Annotated in this window: 10 protein-coding genes; 2 read left to right on the top strand and 8 right to left on the bottom strand. The window is 74.4% G+C overall.

Annotated elements, in window-relative coordinates; translation table 11 throughout:
• Positions 1-9: 9 nt before the first annotated feature.
• The 4 genes from ACZ6YG_RS15040 to ACZ6YG_RS15025 are packed head-to-tail and all read right to left on the bottom strand — an operon-like array spanning position 10 to position 12,658.
• Positions 10-204, bottom strand: coding sequence for an MbtH family protein (locus tag ACZ6YG_RS15040; RefSeq protein WP_148031534.1), 195 nt, complete (start codon positions 202-204; stop codon positions 10-12).
• A 1-nt stretch (position 205) separates the two neighbouring features.
• Positions 206-5,704: a type I polyketide synthase gene (locus tag ACZ6YG_RS15035; protein ID WP_466018294.1), complete on the bottom strand. Its 5,499-nt coding sequence runs from the start codon at positions 5,702-5,704 to the stop codon at positions 206-208.
• Positions 5,701-11,382 carry an amino acid adenylation domain-containing protein gene (locus ACZ6YG_RS15030; RefSeq protein WP_466018293.1) on the bottom strand — a complete coding sequence of 1,894 codons (5,682 nt, stop codon included), beginning with the start codon at positions 11,380-11,382 and terminating at the stop codon, positions 5,701-5,703. Before ACZ6YG_RS15030 ends, ACZ6YG_RS15035 begins: the two co-directional genes overlap by 4 nt.
• Before the next feature lie 4 nt (positions 11,383-11,386).
• Complete coding sequence (locus ACZ6YG_RS15025) at positions 11,387-12,658, bottom strand: thioesterase II family protein (RefSeq protein WP_466018292.1); 1,272 nt, start codon at positions 12,656-12,658, stop codon at positions 11,387-11,389.
• A gap of 887 nt (positions 12,659-13,545) precedes the next feature.
• Here ACZ6YG_RS15025 and ACZ6YG_RS15020 point away from each other — a divergent pair.
• A complete protein-coding gene (locus tag ACZ6YG_RS15020) occupies positions 13,546-14,373 on the top strand; it encodes an alpha/beta fold hydrolase (RefSeq protein ID WP_466018291.1) in 828 nt (275 codons plus the stop codon).
• Here ACZ6YG_RS15020 and ACZ6YG_RS15015 read toward each other — a convergent pair.
• From ACZ6YG_RS15015 to ACZ6YG_RS15000, 4 genes are all read right to left on the bottom strand, one after another.
• Positions 14,277-15,134 carry an FRG domain-containing protein gene (locus ACZ6YG_RS15015; protein ID WP_466018290.1) on the bottom strand — a complete coding sequence of 286 codons (858 nt, stop codon included), beginning with the start codon at positions 15,132-15,134 and terminating at the stop codon, positions 14,277-14,279. The two genes, ACZ6YG_RS15020 and ACZ6YG_RS15015, sit on opposite strands and share 97 nt — an antisense overlap.
• Positions 15,135-15,184: 50 nt before the next feature.
• Positions 15,185-16,420, bottom strand: coding sequence for a PP2C family protein-serine/threonine phosphatase (locus ACZ6YG_RS15010; protein ID WP_271279755.1), 1,236 nt, complete (start codon positions 16,418-16,420; stop codon positions 15,185-15,187).
• A gap of 199 nt (positions 16,421-16,619) precedes the next feature.
• Complete coding sequence (gene secD / locus ACZ6YG_RS15005; protein ID WP_345483119.1) at positions 16,620-18,878, bottom strand: protein translocase subunit SecD; 2,259 nt, start codon at positions 18,876-18,878, stop codon at positions 16,620-16,622.
• A gap of 45 nt (positions 18,879-18,923) precedes the next feature.
• Positions 18,924-19,271, bottom strand: a complete 348-nt coding sequence (locus ACZ6YG_RS15000; protein WP_466018289.1) for a hypothetical protein — start codon at positions 19,269-19,271, stop codon at positions 18,924-18,926.
• 392 nt (positions 19,272-19,663) lie between these two features.
• Here ACZ6YG_RS15000 and ACZ6YG_RS14995 point away from each other — a divergent pair, with 392 nt between their 5' ends.
• On the top strand, positions 19,664-20,023 hold the full coding sequence (locus ACZ6YG_RS14995; protein ID WP_148031526.1) for a hypothetical protein: 360 nt from the start codon (positions 19,664-19,666) through the stop codon (positions 20,021-20,023).
• Positions 20,024-20,102: the final 79 nt, after the last annotated feature.

Genomic DNA, 20,102 nt, shown 5'->3' with positions numbered 1-20,102 from the left:
GGTGTCCTCCTAGTGGTGGTCCATGGCCTCGCGCAGGCTGCGCGGGCGCATGTCGGTCCAGACCTGCTCGATGTGGTCGAGGCAGCTCTGCTTGGCGCCCTCGAACCCGGTCTCCCGCCAGCCGTCGGGGACGGGGCGTCCGGCGAACCAGATCGAGTACTGCTCCTCGTCGTTGACCACGACCTTGTACTGGCCGTCCCGCATGTCAGCGCCTTTCCGTCCGGGGGAGCCTGCTGATGGTGGTGGTGCCGGTGGCGGGGGCCTGCTGCTTGCCGCGCAGCTCCTCCACGAGCGCGGCCATGCCGGCCACGGTCGGCACCTGGAAGAGGCTGCGCATCGGCAGCCGGACCCCGACCTTCTTCCTGATGAGGGCGATGAGCTGGACGGCGACGAGCGAGTTGCCGCCCAGGTCGAAGAAGTCCTGCTCGACGCTGACCCGGCGGGCGCCGAGCACCTCGCCCCACAGGCCGGCGAGCGTGCTCTCCAGCTCGTTGCGCGGCGCGACGTGGTCGTCGGGGAGCTCGTCCGCGCCGCCCGCCGCGGCGGCCGCGTCCAGCTCGCCGGCGACCGTGTCCTGGGTCAGCTCGCGCACGCCGGCGACGTACTCGGCCAGGTCGGTGGCGTTGACCACGACCTGCGGGCCGAGGTTCGCGGCGAGCAGCCGGCGGAACGCCTCGGCGCCTTCTGCCGGGCTGATGCCGCGCTTGGCGCCGTCCACGTCGAGCGCCTGACCGGCGGCGGCCGACTCCTCGTCGACGGCGGTGTCCTCGGCCTGCCGGCGGGCGCCCTCGCCGACGGTCCGCGTGACGGCGTCCTTGTCGATGCGGCGCAGCACGAAGTCGGCGATGGTGACCACCGGTTCGCCGGCGTCGTCGTACAGGGTGAGGTCCGCGGCGAGCACCTCGCCGCCGCCGGTGTCGCGGTGGCGGGCGTGGCTCCACAGGCGGGCCGGGAGCGGCGCGTGCACGGTGACGCGGCCGTAGCCGAGCGGCAGGTAGCTGTGGCCGCCGGAGACGGAGCTTGACGCGACAGAGATGAACGCCGTCGCCTCGTCCAGCAGCGCGGGGTGGAGCGGCAGCCGGTCCAGGTCGGCGGCCACGTCGGGGCCCGCCTCCAGGCGGGCGAGCCGCTCGTCCCCGCCCTGGCTCACCGAGCGCAGGCTGTTCCAGCGGGGGCCGAAAGTGACCAGGCCGGAGGCGGAGGCGAACGGGCTCGGCCCGTCCTCGCCGCCGTACACGCATCGCTGCCGGGCGCCCGCCAGGTCCGACGGCGGCGGCTCCCCGGCGACCCAGGCGGCCGAGCCGCGGGCGTGCTGCGTGGCCTCGCCGCCGGTCACGCTGACCACCTCGAAGTCCATGCCGTCGCCCGCCGGGGTGAGCAGCACCCGAAGCTCGGCGGCGGCGCCGTCGGCGACGGGCAGCGGGGCGACGAAGGCGACGTCGCGCAGCTCGATCGCGTGGCCGGGGCCCGGGCTCGGCACCGCGGCCTCGAACGCGGCCCGCGCCGTCTCCAGGTAGCCGGTGCCCGGCATGACGGGCACGCCCGCCACCCGGTGCTCGTCGAGCAGCCAGTGCGTGGACGGGGAGAGCGTGGCCGCGTACCAGGGCCGGCGGCCGGCGCTCTCGTGGCGGTGGCCGAGCACCGGGTGGTCGATCCTGGTGACCCGGTCGCCGCGCTGCAGCGCCCGGAACGCGGCCGGGGCCGCGACCTCGGCCGCCATGCCGACCTCCAGCCAGGCGCCCCAGTTGACCGAGACCGCCCGGCCGGGCCAGGCGTGCGCGCAGGCGTCCATGAAGGCGTTGGCGCCGCAGTAGTCGACCTGGCCGAAGCCGCCGGCCACGGCGGTGACCGACGAGCACAGCATGACGAAGTCGAGCGGCAGGTCGCCGAAGACCTCGCGGACCGCCAGCGTGCCGGCGAGCTTCGGGGCGAGCACGGCCTCGGCCGCCGCCCGCTCCTTGACCTCGGCCATGCCGCCGCCGGGAACCCCGGCCGCGTGCACCACGCCGTCGATGCGGCCGAACCGGTCGAGCGCCTCGGTCCTGGCGCGGCGCAGCGCCCCGGGGTCCGCGGCGTCGGCGGCCAGCACGACCACCTCGGCGCCGGCCCGCTCCATGCGGCGCACGGCGGCGACGGCGCGGCGGACCCGGTCGGGGGCGCCGTCGAGGGTGTCCCACTCCTCCCGGGGCGGCAGCCCCGACCGGCCGAGCAGGACGAGCCGGGCCTGCGCCCGACCGGCCAGGTCCTCGGCGAGGGTGAGCCCGATGCCGCCGAGCCCGCCGGTGATGACGTACACGCCGTGCCGGCGCAGCGGGTCGGCCTGCGGCGGCAGCGGCACCCGGGTGTGCCCGCGCAGCCAGCGGCGGCCGGCGCGCAGCGCGACCGGCGACGGCGGCTCGCCCTCGGGCGGCTCGCCGGGCTCGGCGGCCAGCTCGGCGAGCACGGCGGCCGGGTCGTACGGGCCCTCCTCCAGGTCGACGTGGCGGGCCGTCAGCCAGCGGGCTTCCAGCGGGACGACGGCGGTGAAGCCGGCGACGGTGGCGTGCTCGGGCCTGGTGACGTCCCCGCCGACGACTCCCTGGGTGCCCCTGGTGACGATGTCGAGATGGACGCCGCCGTCCCGGTCGGCCTGGGCGAGCGCCTGGACGAGGGCGAGCAGGCTGAAGAATCCCAGGTCCTGGGCGGCGTCGGTGGCGGCGATGCCCTCGGCGGGGGTGCCGTCGAGCGGCCAGGCGTGCACGATCCTGGCGGGGACGCCGGTCTGCGCGATCAGCGCCTCGTAGTCCTCGCGCTCGGCGGGCCTGACGGTGACCGTGCCGTCGGGGGCGACCCCGTACGCGGTGCCGGGGACGACCTGGACCGCGTCGGCGCCGGCGGCGCGCAGGGCGTCGAGGAGCGGCACCCCGCCGGGCCCGGCGAAGACCAGGCAGCGGGCGCCGGCGAGGGAATCCGCCGGGACGGGGGTGACGGGGGCCTGCCGCCAGGCGGGCACCGAGAAGCGCTCCTCCTGCGGCAGCGCCCCGGTCCGCGCGGCTCTCGGGTAGATCAGCTCGGGGTCGACCGCGGTCGGCACCCAGTGGCGGGTCCGCTCGTACGGGTAGGCGGGCAGCGGGACGCGCCGCGCGGGCTCGGTGATCGCGGTGACGTCGAGCGGCGCGCCCGCGGCCCACAGCGTGCCCGCGGCCGCGTACAGGACCTCGAGGTCGGACTTGGTGTCGGCGGGTCCTGGCAGGCTGGGCAGCGGGGCGGGCGCGGTGCGCGGCAGCTGCGTCCTGGCCAGGCCGGCGAGCTGGCGTCCCGGACCGCATTCGAGCATCCGCCACTCGCCCTCCGCGGCGAGCGCGGCCACGCAGTCGCCGAACCGGACCGCCTCGCGCAGGTGGCGGGTCCAGTAGCCGGGGTCGGTGGCCTCCTCGGGCGTGATCCAGGCGCCGGTGACGTTCGACAGGAACGGGATCCTGGGCGCGTCGCGGGTGGCGGCGGCGACGGCGGCGTGGAAGTCGCCCAGGATCGGGTCCATCATCGCCGAGTGGAAGGCGTGCGACGTGCGCAGCGCGGTGTGCTGGACCTCGGCCTCGTCCAGCGTGGCCGCGTACCGCTCGACCAGCTCGGCCGGGCCGGCGACGACGCAGGTGCCCGGGCCGTTCACGGTGGCGACGGACAGCCCGTCCGGCAGGGTGCGGCGGACCTCCTCGTGGTCCTGGCGCACGGCCAGCATCGAGCCGGGCGGCATCGACTGCATGAGGCGGCCGCGGGTGGCGACCAGGCGCAGCGCGTCCGGCAGCGGGAAGACGCCGGCGACGGCGGCGGCCACGTACTCGCCGATGCTGTGGCCGATCATGGCGGCCGGTTCGATCCCCCACGACGACCACAGCCGGGCCAGCGCCCACTCGACGGTGAACAGCGCGGGCTGGGCCAGCTCCGTCTGGCGCAGCCGCTCGTCGGCGGCCTCCCGCTCGTCGTCGCCGGGGAACAGCAGCGTCCGCAGGTCCAGGCCGAGCTCGTCGCGGAGCAGCGCGGCGCACTCGTCCACGGCGGCGGCGAACACCGGCTCGGTGCGGTAGAGACCGGCGCCCATGCCGGCGTACTGGGCGCCCTGGCCGGAGAACAGCCACGCCACCCGGGGCGTGCCCGCCTTGGCCTTGGTCACCCGGCGTGAGTCGCGCAGGGCGGCGACCGCGTCGGCGGGGTCGGCGGCGACCACGGCCGCCCGGTGCTTGTGCTGCTTGCGCCCGGTGCGCAGCGTGTGCGCCACGTCGGCGAGGGAGACCTCCCGGTCCTCCAGGTGGCCGGCCAGCCGCCGCACGGCGGCGTCGAGCGCGGCCGGGGTGCGGGCCGACAGCTGCAGCAGGTGGGCGGGGCGCGGCCGGGCGGTCGGCAGCGGGGCGGGCGGCGCCTGCTCGACGACGACGTGCGCGTTGGTGCCGCCGATGCCGAAGGAGCTGACGCCGGCGCGGCGCGGGTGGCCGTTCGTCTCCCACTTGGTCAGGGTGGCGTTGACCCGGAACGGCCCGGACTCGAAGTCGATGCGCGGGTTGGGCCGCTCGTAGTTGAGGCTGGGCGGGATCATGCCGTGCTCCAGCGCGAGCACGGTCTTGATGAAACCGGCGATGCCCGCGGCCGGTCCGAGGTGGCCGATGTTGGTCTTGACCGAGCCGATGCCGCACCAGCCGGTCTCCTCCGAGGCCGCGCCGAGCACGCCGGCCAGGGCGGCGACCTCGATCGGGTCGCCGAGCGAGGTCCCGGTGCCGTGCGCCTCGACGTAGGTGACGGTGCGCGGGTCGATCTGGGCGACGCCGAGCGCCTGCGAGACCGCCGCGGCCTGGCCCTCGGCGCTGGGCGCGGAGAAGCCGACCTTCGTGGCGCCGTCGTTGTTGATCGCGTTGCCGATGACGACGGCGCGCACGTGGTCGCCGTCGGCGATCGCGTCGGACAGCCGCTTGAGCACGGCCATGCCGCCGCCACCGCCCCAGATCGTGCCCTGCGCGGACGCGTCGAAGGCCCGGCAGTGCCCGTCCGGGGAGTAGATGCCGTCCTGGTGGTACAGGTAGCCCCACTCGGCGGGCAGCTCCAGCGACGCGCCGCCGGTCAGCGCCATGTCGCACTCGCCGGCGCGCAGCGCCTCGCAGGCGACGTGCAGCGCCACCAGCGAGGACGAGCAGGCCGTGTGCAGGGTGAGCGACGGGCCGCGCAGGTCGAGCTTGTACGACACGAGCGTGGCCAGGTAGTCGGGGTGGTTGCCGGTGTAGACGGCCAGGTTGCCCACGGAGGCGAACACCTCGGTGTTGGGCCGCACGTACAGCCACTGGTACTCGTCGGAGCCGATCGCCCCGTACACGCCGATCTCGCCGGGGTAGCGCGCCGGGTCGTAGCCGGCGTCCTCCAGCGCGGTGTTGGCCAGCTCCAGGAACATGCGCTGCTGCGGGTCGCGCAGCTCCGCCTCGCGCGGCGACATGCCGAAGAAGGCGGCGTCCAGCGCGCCGTAGTCGTCGGCGACGGAGGCCGCCGGGACGAACATCGGATCGTCGAGCAGGTGGGCGGGCACGCCCATCGCCTCCTGCTCGGCCCGGGTGTGGAACTTCACGGACTCCACCCCGTCCACCAGGTTGCGCCAGAACGCGGGCACGTCCTCGGCGCCCGGCAGGCGGCAGGCCAGCCCGACGACCGCGATCGGCTCGACCCCGTTGCCTTCTTCGTGGTTCATTCGTTGCTCTCCTGTCTGGGCTGCTGTGGCCGGTGGGGTGAGGATCGTGCCCGCCGCGCGGCGACCCGCCGGGCGGCTCGGTCCCAGCCGGCCGGACGGCGTTCGCCGTCGAGGTGCGCGGCCAGATCTCGTACGGTCGGGAAGCGGAAGAGGTCGACGATCGGCACCTCGCGGCCGAGCGAGGCGGCCAGGCGGGCCTGGACCTGCGCGGTGGCCAGCGAGTGCCCGCCGATCTCGAAGAAGTTCGCGCCGGCGGAGATGCTGGGCAGGCCGAGCACCTCGCGCCAGACGCCGGCGACCAGGCGTTCGGTGCCGGTGGCGGGCTCCTGGCCGCTCGCCGGCGCGGGGCGGGGCGGCGGGGCGGGCAGCCGGGCGCGGTCCACCTTGCCGTTGGGGGTGAGCGGGAGCGCGGGCAGCAGGACGAGCTCGGCCGGCAGCGCGTAGCCGGGCAGGCTCGCGGCCAGGTGGCGGCGCAGCTCGGCCTGGCCGACGGCGGGCCCGTCGGTGACCGCGTACGCGAGCGGCACCCTGCCGCCCGGCCGCTCGGCGACCGTGGCCGCGGCGGCCCGCACGCCGGGGTGGGCCAGGAGCGCGGCCTCGACCTCGCCGAGCTCCACCCGGTAGCCGCGGATCTTCACCTGCCCGTCGGCCCGGCCGGCGAGCACGACGCGGCCGTCCGGGTCGTAGCGGCCGAGGTCGCCGGTGCGGTAGCGGGCCGTCTCGCCGTCCCGCTCGCGGGCGAACCGCTCCCGGGTGAGGGTCTCGTCCAGGTACGACTCCGCCAGGCGGCGGCTCCTGACCACGACCTCGCCCAGCTCGCCGACGGCCGCGGGCGCGCCGGCCGCGTCGAGGACGAGCAGCTCGGCGCCGTCCACGCCGTGCCCGGCGGGAACCGGGTCGCCGTGGTCCGGCGGGTCGCCGATCTCGTGCACGGCCTGCGCCTGGGGGGTCTCGGTGGTGCCGTAGGCGTTGACCAGGCGGGCGTCCGGGGCGACGCGGCGGAACCGGGCGGCGTCGGCGTAGGTGAGCCGGTCGCCGCCGAACAGCACCAGCCGCAGATCCGGAAGCCGGACCCCGGCGGCCGCGATGAGCGCGGCGAGCTGCGGGGTGAGGTGGGCGACGGTGATCCTTCGCCCGCGCAGCCATCCGGCCAGCTTGGCGGGGTCCCGCACCAGGTCCGGGCCCGGCACGTGCAGGGTGGCGCCGAGCACCAGCGGGGTGAACGCGTCCCGCAGCAGCGGGTCGTGCGCCAGCCCGGCCAGGAGCGCGAACCGGTCATCCCCGGTGAGGCCGTACGCGCGCGGGTACCAGTCGAGGAACCGGGCCAGCGGGCGCTCCGGCGTCCGCACGGGCTTGGGCTCCCCAGTGGTCCCCGACGTGAACGCCAGATACCCCCGCTCCTCCATCGCCACCACCCGACAGGCCGTCCCACCCTGCCCCGAACCCACCTCCGCCCCGTCGCTGCTCCCGCCCAGGATCGCCCCTGTCCGGTCCCCACTGCCGTTCGTGGCCGCTACTGCCCGGTCACCACTTCCGTTCAGGACGTCGGGACCCGCAGTCCCTTCCTCACCGGTCAGATTCCGGGCTGCCAGGGCGGCTGGCCCTTTCTCACCGTTAGCGGGGGTGCGGGGTTCTCCTGCTGGAGGGAGCCATGCCAGGTCGGGCGGGATCTGGATGCCGGGGCAGGCGATGATGCTGGTGGCGCCGGCCGCGCGGGCTTGGGCCGCGAGCCGGGCGGGCGGCAGCGCCGTGTCCAGCACCGCCCAGCGGGCTCCCGCCGCCAGCACGCCCAGCATCAGGGCCGGCAGCTCGCGCGTACGCTCGGCGAGGATCGCCACCGTCTCCCCCGCCCGCACGGCCGCGCCCGCCGCATCGGCCAGCCGGGAGAGGTCCGCGTACGTCAGCTCGCCGTCCTCGCCGCTGACCGCCACCCGCTCGGGCCCACCCGCCACCTGCTTGAGCACCCGCTCCACCACCCCGGCCCCGTCCCATCCGGACAGCACCGCAGTCCCGTCCGGCAGCCGGACCGCCCCGGATGCGTCCATGAGCCCCGTACTCACATCCGGCGAAGCACCGCCCCACACCCCGTGACCGCCCTGCGCCCCCGCCGACGCTCCGCCGTCGCGGAAGACCTCGCCGCCCTGAACCTCGGCGACTTCAGCCATGTCACCGGCGCCCACCACCCCGCCGTGGACTCCTGTCACCTTGGCCACGTCACTCGCCACCCCGCCGTGGACTCCGGCCACTTCGACCACGTCACCGCCCACGACCACCCCGGCGGGGACCCCCGTCACGTCACCGGCGCTCACCACCACCCCGTCCGGGGCCCCCGGCGTCCCGGCCGCATCACCGACGCCCACCACCCCGGCCTGGGCCCCCGCCGTCGCCGCCACGCCATCGACGCTGGCCGCCCCTGCCGGGATCAGCGGCTTGACCTCAGCCGGGTCCGGGAGCGGCCCTTCGTCACCTCGTCCAGGACGGGGGCGCAGGCGTGACTCGCGTACGGGACGCGCTGGGTCGGCGGTGAGGTCGGTGAGGAGGCGCAGGTAGCCGTGCAGCAGCGCGTCGACGCGCGACCGGCGGAACAGTCTGGGGTTGTAGACGGCCTGCAGCACATAGCACCCGTCGCGCTCCCCCACGTACAGGGTGAGGTCGAACAAGGAGCCGGGCAGCCCGGGAGGCAGCGGGGCCGCCGCGACGCCGGGCAGGTCCAGCCGCGGCTCGGTGAAGTCGTACATGTTGAACAGCACCTGCACGAGCGGGTTGCGCGACAGGTCGCGGCCCGGCCCGAGCCGGTCCACCAGCCGCTCCAGCCGCACGTCCAGGTGGGCCAGCGCACCCGACAGCGCCTCCTGGCAGCGGGTGACGTGCGCGGAGAACGGCGCGCCGTCGTCCACCCGCAGCCGCACTGGCAGCACCTGCACCAGGCACCCGGCCACCGGGTCGAGCGCCGGGTCGCGGCGGTCCGCGACGGGGGTGCCCACGATCAGGTCGGGCTGGCCGGACAGCCGCCGCAGGACCTGCCCGTAGGCAGCGAGCAGCACCGCGTACGGGGTGCCGCCGAGCCGCACGGCCAGCTCCCGCACGGCGGCGCTGACCTCGGCGCCCGCCTCGGCGGTGACGGACTCGCCGTCGAACGTCTGCACCGGCGGGCGCGGATGGTCGCGCGGCAGGTCCAGCACCGTGGGCGCGCCGTCGAGGTGCCCGCTCCACCAGGCCAGGTCCGCCTCGCCGTCGCGCCGGCCGAGCCAGTCAACGTACCCGCCGTAGGTGGCGCGCAGCGGCGGGAACGCCTCCTGCCGGTACGCGCGCGAGATGTCCTCGTACAGCACCTTCTGTGACCAGCCGTCGAACACCAGGTGGTGGACGGTGACGGCGAGCACGTGCTCCTCCACGTGCTCGTCCACGTGCTCGTCCCGGGCGAGCCGCAGCAGCCTGGCCCGCCACAGCGGCCCCTCGGCCAGGTCGAACGCCAGCCGCGCCTCGGCCTGCAGCCGTTCGCGCAGCTCCGCGTCGGTCACGTCCTCGACGGGCAGGGGCACCGGGCCGGGCGGCGTGACCGTCACGGACGGGACGCCGCCCGTCTGGGGCACCCGCCAGCGCAGCACCTCGTGCCGTTCGGCCACCGACGCCAGCGCCCGGCGCAGCGCCGCCACGTCCAGCGGGCCGGTGAGCCGCTGGGCCATGGCGATGTTGTGCGCCGGCGTGCCGGGGGCCAGCCGCTCCACGAACCACATCCGCCGTTGCACCGCCGACAGCGCCGCCGGTCCGTCGCCGGGCGGCTCCTCCCGCAGCGGAGGCGCCGCCGCTGCCCGGCGGGCGATCCCGGCCACGGTCCTGCCCGCCAGCACGTCCTCGACGGCCAGCTCCCGGCCCAGCCGGGTCCGCAGCAGCGCGGTCAGCCGCATGGCCAGCAGCGAGTGGCCCCCGCGGGCGAAGAAGTCGTCATCCGCCAGCGGCTCCGCACCCCCGAACGCCTCCCCCCAGGCCGCGGCCACCTCCCGCACCATCACCTCACCCCCGCCCAGGTGATCGCTCTCGCGGGCCGCAGACGAACCGGCCCCCTGCTCGCCGTCGCGAGGAGTCGTCTGCTGGTCGGCCGTGGGCGGGGCCGTCCGATGGGTGCTGGTGGTTTCCTCGTGGGCGAGCCGGTGGCCGGATTCCTCCGTGGTGACCTCGGGGCCGGAGGGGTGGGCGTGCTGGTCGCCGAGGGTGCGCAGGGCGGCCAGGTCGACCTTGCCTGCCGGTGTCAGCGGGAGTGCGGGCAGGCGCAGCACCCGGGTGGGGACCATGTACGCGGGCACGCTGTCCAGGCAGTGGGCGCGCACCCGTTCCAGGTCCGGGGCCTCCTGCGGGGTCAGGTACGCGACCAGTTCCGTCAGCCCGCCCGCTCCGGTGCCGGCGTCCACGACGGCCTGGCGGATCTCGGGGTGGGCGCGCAGCACCACCTCGATCTCGCCGATCTCCACCCGCTGCCCCTGGACCTTCACCTGCCGGTCCAGCCGGCCGATGAAGCCGATCCGGCCTTCCGCGTCCAGCACCACCCGGTCCCCGGTCCGGTACAGCCGCGCGCCGGGCTCGCCGTACGGGTCCGGCACGAACCTCTCGGCCGTCAGCCCAGGCCGGTGCAGGTAGCCGCGGGCGAGCTGCGGCCCGCCGACGCACAGCTCGCCGGGCGTGCCCGGCGGGACCGGCCGGAGCAGGTCGTCGAGGATGTACGCGGTGCAGCCCGGCAGCGGGTGCCCGATCGGCAACGGCCGGTCCCAGTCGCCGTCGAGCTCGGTGCCGACCACGCACACGGTCGTCTCGGTCGGCCCGTACCAGTTGTGGAACCGCCTGCGGCCCGGCCGCGACCACCGCGCCACCTGCTCGGGCCCGGCCGGCTCCCCCGCGGTGAGCAGGTCGCGCAGCGCCGGCAGCCGGTCGGGGTCGAGCAGCGGCAGCAGCGCGGGCGGGATCGTGCCCCAGGTGACCCGGTGCCGTTCCAGGAACCGCTGCAGCCGTACGGGATCGACCCGGTCCTCGTCGGCGGTGAGCATGACGCACCCGCCCCGCGCGAGCGGCGCGAAGATGTCGAGCACGGACACGTCGAACCCGAGCGCCGCGAACCCGATGGAGCGGCACGACGCGTCCAGGCCGAAGTACGCGCCCGCCATGGTCACGAACGCCACCGCCGACGCGTGGCTCACCACGACCCCCTTGGGCCGCCCGGTGGATCCGGAGGTGTAGAGCACGTACGCCGCGGAGCCCTCCGCGGCGGCGGCCGGTTCCGGGGGCGGGAGCTCGCCCTGGGCGGGGGCGACGAGGCGGAGGGGGAGGTCGCGCAGGACGCCGCGGCCCGCCTGGTCGGCGACCACCAGGGTGATCCCGGCGTCGCCGATGACGGTCTCCAGCCGCTTGCGCGGGTGCGACGGGTCGAGGGGGACGTACGCGGCGCCGGACATCAGGACTCCCAGCACCGACACCAGCAGTTCGGGCGTGCGCCGCCCGCACACGCCGATCCGCGTCTCCGGACCTGCGCCCAGCTCGCGCAGCCGGTGTGCCAGCGCTCCCGCCGCGGCGGTGAGCCCGCGGTAGGTCAGGCTCGTGTCCCACTGCCGCACCGCGGGCGCGTCAGGAGTGCGGGCGGCCTGGGCGGTGACGAGTTCGTGGAGCAGCGTCGCGGTGGTCACGTTCACCCCGTCATCCGGCCCGGTCGGGCAGCGTGTCGAATCTCAGCCGCACCCGGTCGTACGGCACGGCCACGGCGGCCGGCGCCTCGCCCCGGGCGGTGGGCACCGGCAGGTGGACGACCCACCAGCCGGACAGCCGGCCTTCCGAGGCCCGCCACGGCGCCGGATCGGCCAGATCGGGGAACCCGGCGGCCGTCGGGTCGGCGCCGGGACCCGCCGCGGCGGCGAGCGCCCGCTTCGCGGTGACGGCCCGCAGTTCGAGCCACCGCCGGTCCTCTTCCGCGGCCCCTTCGACCTGCTCCCGCTCCCCGGCGCTCAGCCACCTCGCCGCGTCGACCGGCCCGGCCGGGTGCGTGAGGGCCACGCCCACGGTCGGGGCGCGGGTTGCCGCTGTCAGGACGAGGCCGGCCGCCTGGCAGGTGGCGACGGTCAGCCCGGCGTCTCCGTGTTCGCCGTACGGAAGCGGTCCGCCGCCCAGCCAGAGGTGGACCTCGCCCAGGTCAGGGAGGGGGTGGACGCCGGCGAGGTCGGCGGCGATGAGGGCCGCCAGGTCGCCGGGCCGGTCCTTGACGAACAGGTGGCCGCCCGCGAGGGTGCGCAGGCGGAAGCCGGCCGTCGTGTGGCGGGCCCAGCCGAGCATGTCCGCCGCGCCCACCTCGCCGTCGTCCAGGCCGGTGAAGGCGACGATCGGGGTGTCGACGGGCGGCTCCGGCTCGTACCGGTAGCTCTTGATCCAGGCGAAGTCGGCGCGGAGCACGGGCAGCAGCAGCTCGCGCAGCTCGGGCACGTGCTTGAGCTCGGGCAGCGCGCCCGAGCGGCGGACGAGCTGGTCGATGAACGCCTCGTCGGGCAGGTCGGCGGTGGCGGCGAGCGGGACCTTGCGGTGCGGCGGGTGGGCGCCGCCCACGTACAGGCGCGAGGGCGGCGGCAGGCCGCGCCGGCGCAGCTCGCGCACCACCTCGAAGGCGAGCCGCGCGCCCATGCTGTGCCCGTACAGCGCGTACGGGGCGCCGGTGGCGGGCTCGATCTCGTCGGCGATCTCGCCCACGGTGAAGGCCGGCGGCTCGGCGATGCGGTTCTCGCGGCCGGGGAGCTGGATGGGGGTCACCGTGAGGCCGGCGAGCTCGCGGAGGAGACCTCCGTAAGCGCTCGCGCCTCCTCCGGCGTAGGGCAGGCAGAACAGCGTGCGGGCGGGAGCGGGCACCGTGGGATGGGGGGTCCGCTGCGCCGCCGTCAAGAAGCCGGCGATCGTCCAGCACCTCCCCGGCGGGGAGCGGCGCAAGTTGTCGGAGTGTGATGGATTCGTCGCTCGATGTACAGGCCGTCAATCGCCATGTTACGGCGCTCCTCGACAAATGCCTCGGAACAACTAAGCAAATGGGGAATTACTACGAAGGGTCACTACATTTCGTGCGATGTAACGCGGTAGTGCGACAAGAACTCTTATATCCAGGTTGAGAGGAGGAGTCAACGCCGCGATTAACGCTCTTCCGCCATACGACGCGACAAAAATCAGACCCGGGGAAATATTGCCCAGGCAGCCCTGGGATGATAGGCGCGCGTGCGAGGCGGCCGAATGCGACCGAAACCAAATACGGCGGACCGATTCCGGGCCTTACTGTCCGCTATGTCCGCCTTTATCTCCAAATCTGTCCTTATAGGGTGATTCACTGCTGCGCCCAGCCGTCGGTGAGCTTCCGCACGGCGAGCCGCAGGCGCCCCCGAGCCTCAGGGCGGCCGGCCCCGTGACAAGAATTCCCGGCTCGCGCGTTTTTTCGTCAGATCCCGGCCCCGGCGACCACGGTCCGGCGATCCGGCCACCACCATCGGCGCGATTTCACACCACTTTCCGGCCCACATGAATAGGAGCTTGTCAAGGCGAGAAAGCTGTTCGAGCAATATCGGCCGTAGTCGCTACGAGCAGGCCGACGGCACCGTTCCCCGGGGACCGGAAACACGGGGAACCGCGACGGGGCACGACATCATGACAAGGATGGCCTTTGGTTGCAACACATCCAGTAAGAAAGCCTCGAAATCCCTCCCCCGCATTTCCCCGAGAAAAATCCCTATCAATATGAATGCGCTCGGCCTCGGAGCCGCCGGAAAACAATTCGCCCACGTTTGAACGGGCTCGATTCCGGTAGGGCGTCGCGTGTGGGTGGATTGCGGATGCGCGAGCGCTGGGACGACGTGGGTGGCCGCCGGATGCGGAGCCTGGAGGTGGGGCGCCGCGGCGAGACGGTCGTGCTGCTGCCCGGCCTGGGCGCCGTCGGCTACATGAAGGACACGCTGGCCGGCTGCGCCTCGTGGGCGCACGCGTTCCTGCTGGACGTGCCGGGGTTCGGGCACCGGCCGCCGAGGCCGTGCGCGGCCGAGGTGCCGGCCGTGGCGGAGGCCGTGGGCGACTGGCTGGAGGCGGTGCCCGACGGGCCGGTGGTGCTCGCGGGGCACTCCAGCGGCGCCCAGGTCGCGCTGCGGGTCGCGGCCGCGCACCCGGCGCGGGTGAGGTCGCTGGTGCTGCTCGGGCCGACGTTCCCGCCGCGCCAGCGGACGCTGCGGCGGATGGCGCGGCCCTTCCTGCGCACGGTGGTGCGCGAGCCGCTGAGCGTGCTGCCCGTCACGGTGCCGTACTACCTGCGGGGCGGGCCGGCCGAGGTGCTGCGGTGCGTCCGCTCGGCGCAGTCCGACTTCCCCGAGTACCTGATCGGCAAGATCTCCTGCCCGGTGCTGGTCGTCCGGGGCGCGCGCGACCACATGTGCCCGAAGGCCTGGGCCGACGGCCTGGCCATCACGGCCCCGCTGGGGCGGTCGGTGACGGTGCCGGGGGCGCACGTGTTCCCGTTCCAGCATGGCGGGATGACGGCCTCGCTGATCGCGGAGGCGGCCGCCCTCGCCGACTCCTACGCGCCCATGCGGCCTTCCTCCCGGTGGGCGGAACCGCCGGCCGTGGTGCTGCCGTCTTCGGAGGAGCCCCGGTCGGCCTCGCCGGGCGTGTAGTAGCGGCGCAGCCAGGCGGCCAGCCCGTCCAGGCCGGGCAGCAGCACCCGCTCGGTGATGCCCGCCTGGTCCAGCCGGTTCCTGATCTCCAGTTTGACCCGGGCGGGGAGCAGCCAGCCCCGCCACAGGTCCGGATGCCCGGCCAGCCATTCCTGCACCTGGTAGGCGGGGGAAGAGGTCGCCGACAGCACTGACGATTGGTTGACGACCCGCTCGTCCAGCGACGGCGGCTCGAAGAACGTCAGGAACGGCCGGTCGCCGGCCAGCCGGCCGAACCCGTCCAGGTCGCCCGCCACCCGGGCGAGCATCTCGGTGGTGAACACCAGCGCCCCCTCCCGCTCCAGTTCCTCGCGCAGCGGCCCGGGCAGCAGCCGGTGCGCGCGCTCGCAGTCGACGGCCAGCAGCGCCCCGTCCTCCTCGGGCCAGGACGCGGTCGCGAAGTGCAGGGCCACCAGCGGCGAGAACGTCCAGTCCAGCAGCCGGGTCGGCAGCCCGTGGTGCTGGCCGAGCGCCAGCCAGTCCCACACGGTCTCCCCCGGCGTGGCGCGGTGGGCGTACTTGCGGAAGTTGCGCACCAGGTGCCGCTCCAGGGCGGCGTAGTCGCCGCGCAGCCGCGACAGGCTGGACACGTGCGCGTCCGTGCTCCGGGCCAGCCCGCGGAAGACCAGCGTCGGATGCACGTGGGCGCTGCCGCGCGGCCTGCTGGCCTCGCAGATCGCGTCGTCCAGCTCCCGCCACGACGACACCTCGTGCGACCTCATCCCCGCACCGCTGCCCCGAGGCAGCCGGTTGACACCGATGACCTGCGACGTTACGCCCCGGCGCGGCCGTGCCACTCGGTGAGCAGGACCGTGGCGTCGTCCTGGAGCCGGCCCTCGTGGTGGTCCATGACGTCCTTGATGAGCCGGCGGAGCGTCTCCGGCACCGGCAGCCGGGCGCAGGAGTGCCGCAGGATGAAGTCGACGAACCGCTCCATCCCGAACTGCTCGCCGCGGTGGCGTCCCGCCTCGACGATCCCGTCGGTGTACATGAGCAGCCGGTCGCCGGGTTCGAGCTGCTCGTGGCAGACCTGCGCGGGAAGCTCCAGGCCGAGCCCGAACGGGGCCGTCGGCGGGCAGTCCAGCGTGGTGACCCATCGGCCGGCCCTGATGAGCACCGGCGGGTGGTGGCCGCGGTTCACCCACGACAGCATGCCGGTGCGCAGGTCGAAGTCGGCCATGATCGCGGTGACGAACCGGGCCGTCTCCCCGAACTCGCGCAGCAGCATGTTCTCGATGCCCTCGCTGGTCGCGGCCAGGCAGGCGCCGTCGCGCCGCAGGTTGCGGCTGGCGGCCATGACCAGGTTGGCGGCCAGCCCGGCGGCCACGTCGTGGCCCATCGCGTCGAAGATGGCCAGGTGGACGATCTCGTCGCCGAGCGCGTAGTCGAAGGCGTCCCCGCCGATCTCGTAGGCGGGCTCCAGCACTCCCGCGATGGTCACCTCGGCGTTGGCGAAGGTGAGCGGCGGCATCAGATGCCAGAGCATCTCGGCGGCGACGTTCATCCGCCGCGAGCGCACCAGGCGCGTGTACGAGTCGCTGAAGGAGCGCCGGCCGGCGACCAGGAGAGCCAGCAACTGGGCCAGGTCGAGCACGTCCTCCTCGGCCACGTCGTCCGGCCGCTCGACGAGGACGCGGAGCGCGCCGAGGCGCTCGGCGCCGTTCAGCAGCGGCACCCACCAGCATTCCATGCCGCGCTCGGCGGGCTTGCGCAGGATGCGCACCTCCTGGAAGGCCCGGCCGCCGTAGGTGGCGTCGATGCGCAGGTCGTCGGGCGGCTTGTCCTCGGTGACGTCGTCCGGCGCGCCGGGGTGGCCGTACGGCCCGTCCCGCTCGGCGAGCAGCCGCAACGTGCTCTGCTGCAGGTCGGCCAGGTAGATCAGGCACTGCCGGACACCCACCTGCGGAGCGTGGCGGGCGGCCAGGTTCGGCAGGTCCTCCAGCGTGGCCTGCTGCCCGTCCCGCAGCAGGCCGCTCAGCGCATTCCGGACATCACGAGGGCCGCTCATCGGATTTCGCCCCCCATTTCGCCTTTATGGTTGCTGGCCATTATTCGCGGTTGCCGTGTCCCACCGGTCAAAGGCGGCGGCAAACATCCGCAAACGCGTCGCATGGAGGGCGTGGCCGGGCTCTGACCTGCGTCATCACCCCGGAAAGCAAGAGACGCGCCGGCGAACCGCCGGCGCGTCTCTTGTCCTCACGGGCTCGTCACAGCACCGCGCCCGAGCCCTCGCGGGCTCGTTTGACACGCGGCTGCGGCGGCTCCGGCGGCGGCTGCTTGTCGAACCGGCCCAGCGTGATGGCCAGCGGCCCGGCCACGAACGACGACGACAGCGTGCCGACGATGATGCCCGTCACCAGGGCGATGGCGAAGTCGCGCAGCGAGTCGCCGCCGAACACCGCCAGCGCCATCAGGATGAACAGCGCGCCCAGACCGGTGTTGATCGTCCGGGGCAGCGTCTGCAGGATCGCCCCGTTCACCGACTTGGCCAGGGGCTCCTTGCGGTTGAGCGCCCACAGCTCCCGGACCCGGTCGAAGACCACCACCTTGTCGTTGACCGAGTAACCCACGACGGTGAGCATCGCGGCCAGGAACACGCCGTCGATCGGCTTGCCCAGCCAGGCGAACAGCCCGATCACCACCGACACGTCCACCACCAGCGCGGAGACCGCGGCGGTGCCGAACGTCCAGCGGAACCGGTACGCCAGGTAGGCGAGCTGGGCGGCGATCGCCACGCCGAGCGCGATCAGCGCGTTGCGGCGCAGCTCCTCGCCGAGGCTCGGGCCGATGAACTCGTCGCGGCTCTTGTTCACCTCACCGCCGACCTCGCCCAGCGCCTCCTGGATCCGGTTGACCTCGGCGATCTCCAGCTCGCCCGCCCGTACGGAGACGTCCGGGCCGGAAGCCTGCACCACCGCGTTCGGGAAGCCGGCGTCCGCGACCGCCTGCCTGGCCGTGTCGGCCGTGATGGGGGTGGAGGTGGAGAACTCGACCAGCCGGCCGCCGGTGAACTCGACGCCGAAGTTGAGCCCGCGGGCGAACAGCCCGGCGAGCGAGACCACGGTCACCACCACCGCCATGCCCAGCCAGAGCGTCTTGCGGGCCATGACCTGCGGGTCGCGCTTGGTCAGCCAGGTCCTGACCCGCCCGACCGAGCCGAGGCCGGACACGCGCGGGCCCATCCGGTCGATGATCAGCGAGGTGAACACGCGGGTGATGAGCATGGCCGACACGAGCGAGGCCAGCACACCGATGCCGAGGGTCACACCGAAGCCCTTGACCGGCCCGGAGGCCAGCCAGAACAGCAGCCCGGCGGCGATCAGGGTGGTGATGTTGGAGTCGGCGATGGCGCTCCAGGCCATCTTGAACCCGCGGTCGAGCGCATGGCGCAGGCCCCGCTTGGGCGCTCCCGCGTACTCCTCCCTGGCGCGTTCGAACACCAGCACGTTGGCGTCCACGGCCATGCCGATCGCGAGCACGAAACCGGCCAGGCCCGGCAAGGTCAGCGTGGCGCCCATCGCCACCAGCGCCGCGTACGAGATCAGCCCGTAACAGGCCAGCGCGAGGGCGGCGGCGAGGCCGACCATCCGGTAGATGACGACGATGAACAGCGTGGTGAGAAGCAGACCCACCACGCCGGCCTTGGCACTGGCCTCGATGGCGTCGGCGCCCAGCGTGGGGCCGACCGTGCGCTGCTCGACCAGCTCCATCGGAACGGGCAGCGCACCGCCCTTGATCAGCACGCCCAGCTCGCGGGCTTCCTCAAGGGTGAAGTCACCGGTGATGTCGGTGCCGCCGCCGGGGATGCCGGCCCGGCACGCGATGGACGGGTCGAGCTGCGGGGAGGAGATGATCTCGTTGTCGAGCAGGATCGCGAGCCGCCGGCGCGGGTCGCCCGCCTCGAAGCAGGCGACCTCGCCGGTGAGCTTCTGCCAGGCGGCGGCGTCGCGGAACTGGACGCTCACCCACCAGCCCGGCCCCTGCTGGGGGTCGCTGCGCTCGTTGGCGTCGCTGACGCCGTCACCGCTGATGACCGGCGGGCCGAGCCTGAGACGCTGCCCGCTCTCGTCGGCGACCACGATCTCGCCGTTCTCCGCCTTCTCGCCCTCCTGGGCCACTCCCTTAACGGCGTGGAAGGACAGCTGGGCGGTCTTGCCGATGACCTCGGCCGCCTGCTCCGGGTCGAGCACGCCGGGCAGCTCGACGATGATGCGCTGCTCGCCGGAGCGGACCAGGGTGGGGTCGACGACGCCGAGCGCGTCGGCCCGCCGGCGGAGCACGTCGAGGGCGCGGTCGGTGGCCTCGGAGTCGGCCTTCATCGTGGGCGAGTCGCGCGTCTCGAACACGAGCTGGGTGCCGCCGCGCAGGTCGAGGCCGAGCCGCGGCGCCATGGTGAGGGCGAGGACCAATGAGGTCGCGATGACGGCGAAAGCCGCCAGTGCGCGCCAGAGCGGCGCACGTGACATGGGAAGCCTCCACGGGCTTGAGAGGAAAGAAGGGACCAGGTGTTCTCAGAGCGCCGTGGAGGAAGGGGGCGCGCGAGCGGGGGTGGTCTCCTGGCAGGCGGCGGTGAACCCCGCGCAGGCGTGCGGCCGCTCGGCGGCTGCGGCGTGCAGCGACGGACGCGGCGGGCCCGGCGGGAGCAGGGCGGCGCCGCCGCTCATCTCGTACGAGATCGTCCGGGCCTGGGCGGTGGACGGCGGGAGCGGCGACTTGCGCGCGCCCGGGTGGTGACTGCCCTGCTGGGCCTGCTGGGTCACCCCCTGCGCGGTGACGACCTGGACGACCTGTCCGTGGGCGGGGGCGGGCAGGAACCACGACAGCATGAGGAGGAGCACTGCGGGCACCCTGGTGCGCACGGTCCCTCCTCGTCGCTGCCTTGATCTTGACGTGCTTGCGGTGTGGACGCCGGAGATCCGGCCGGGCCGCGCGGAACGCGGCTTCCCCGCTGCGCAGCCGCCGCCATCGGTGACGATGATCTTACCGGGACGATCAGCGGGATCGTCCCGTCCACCGGCGGTACGCGACCGGACGGCTGGATCCGATCTCCATGCTGGCACACGCGCGCCGCGAAGGCACTCACGCGCGTAAGCCTCCACCCTACGGCGTGCCCGCCCCAGCACCGGACGCCTCGCCGGTATCGGCGCCTTTCAGGGGTGCTTTCCCGGGCCCGTTCCAGAGTGCGGACGCCACCCTGATCAGGCGACTTTGACCGGTGCTTCCACCAGGAAAGTGAGCTATGGTCGGCCTCATGGCGACCCGGAGCATCACACGTGGCTCCACCCCGTTTCTCGCGGTGGTGGGCCTGCTGCTGCTTGCCCTGGTCATGGTCGCCTCCACGCCTCGCTGGGCCGGGGTCCACCCGGTGCAGCAGCGCGTCCAGACCGCGGGGGTGATGACGCCCGGGTCGGAGGTGACGGCGGTGTCGACGCTGCCGCACCAGCAGGTCAGGGCGGAGCACCTGCCCCGCCTGTGGCCGGCGCGCCAGCGTGCCGAGACGGTGTCCGTCAGGCACGCCCCGTCCTGGCCGGAAGCGGGCTCGGCCGCCATCCGCGGCCCCCAGCAGCCGGGTCATCGCGCGGCCGGCTCCCGGAGCCCGCCGCCCGTCTAGAGATCCTCCCTCCCCGTGCTGTCGCGGCGCGGGGCCTCCTCGGCGTACGCGCCGGATCTCTCAGGCTAGGAGCGATGCC

It is taken from the genome of Nonomuraea sp. NPDC054003 (genome assembly GCF_055585125.1).
Note: the sequence above shows the minus strand (reverse complement) of the source record. Positions and strands in the feature narration are given on the sequence as shown.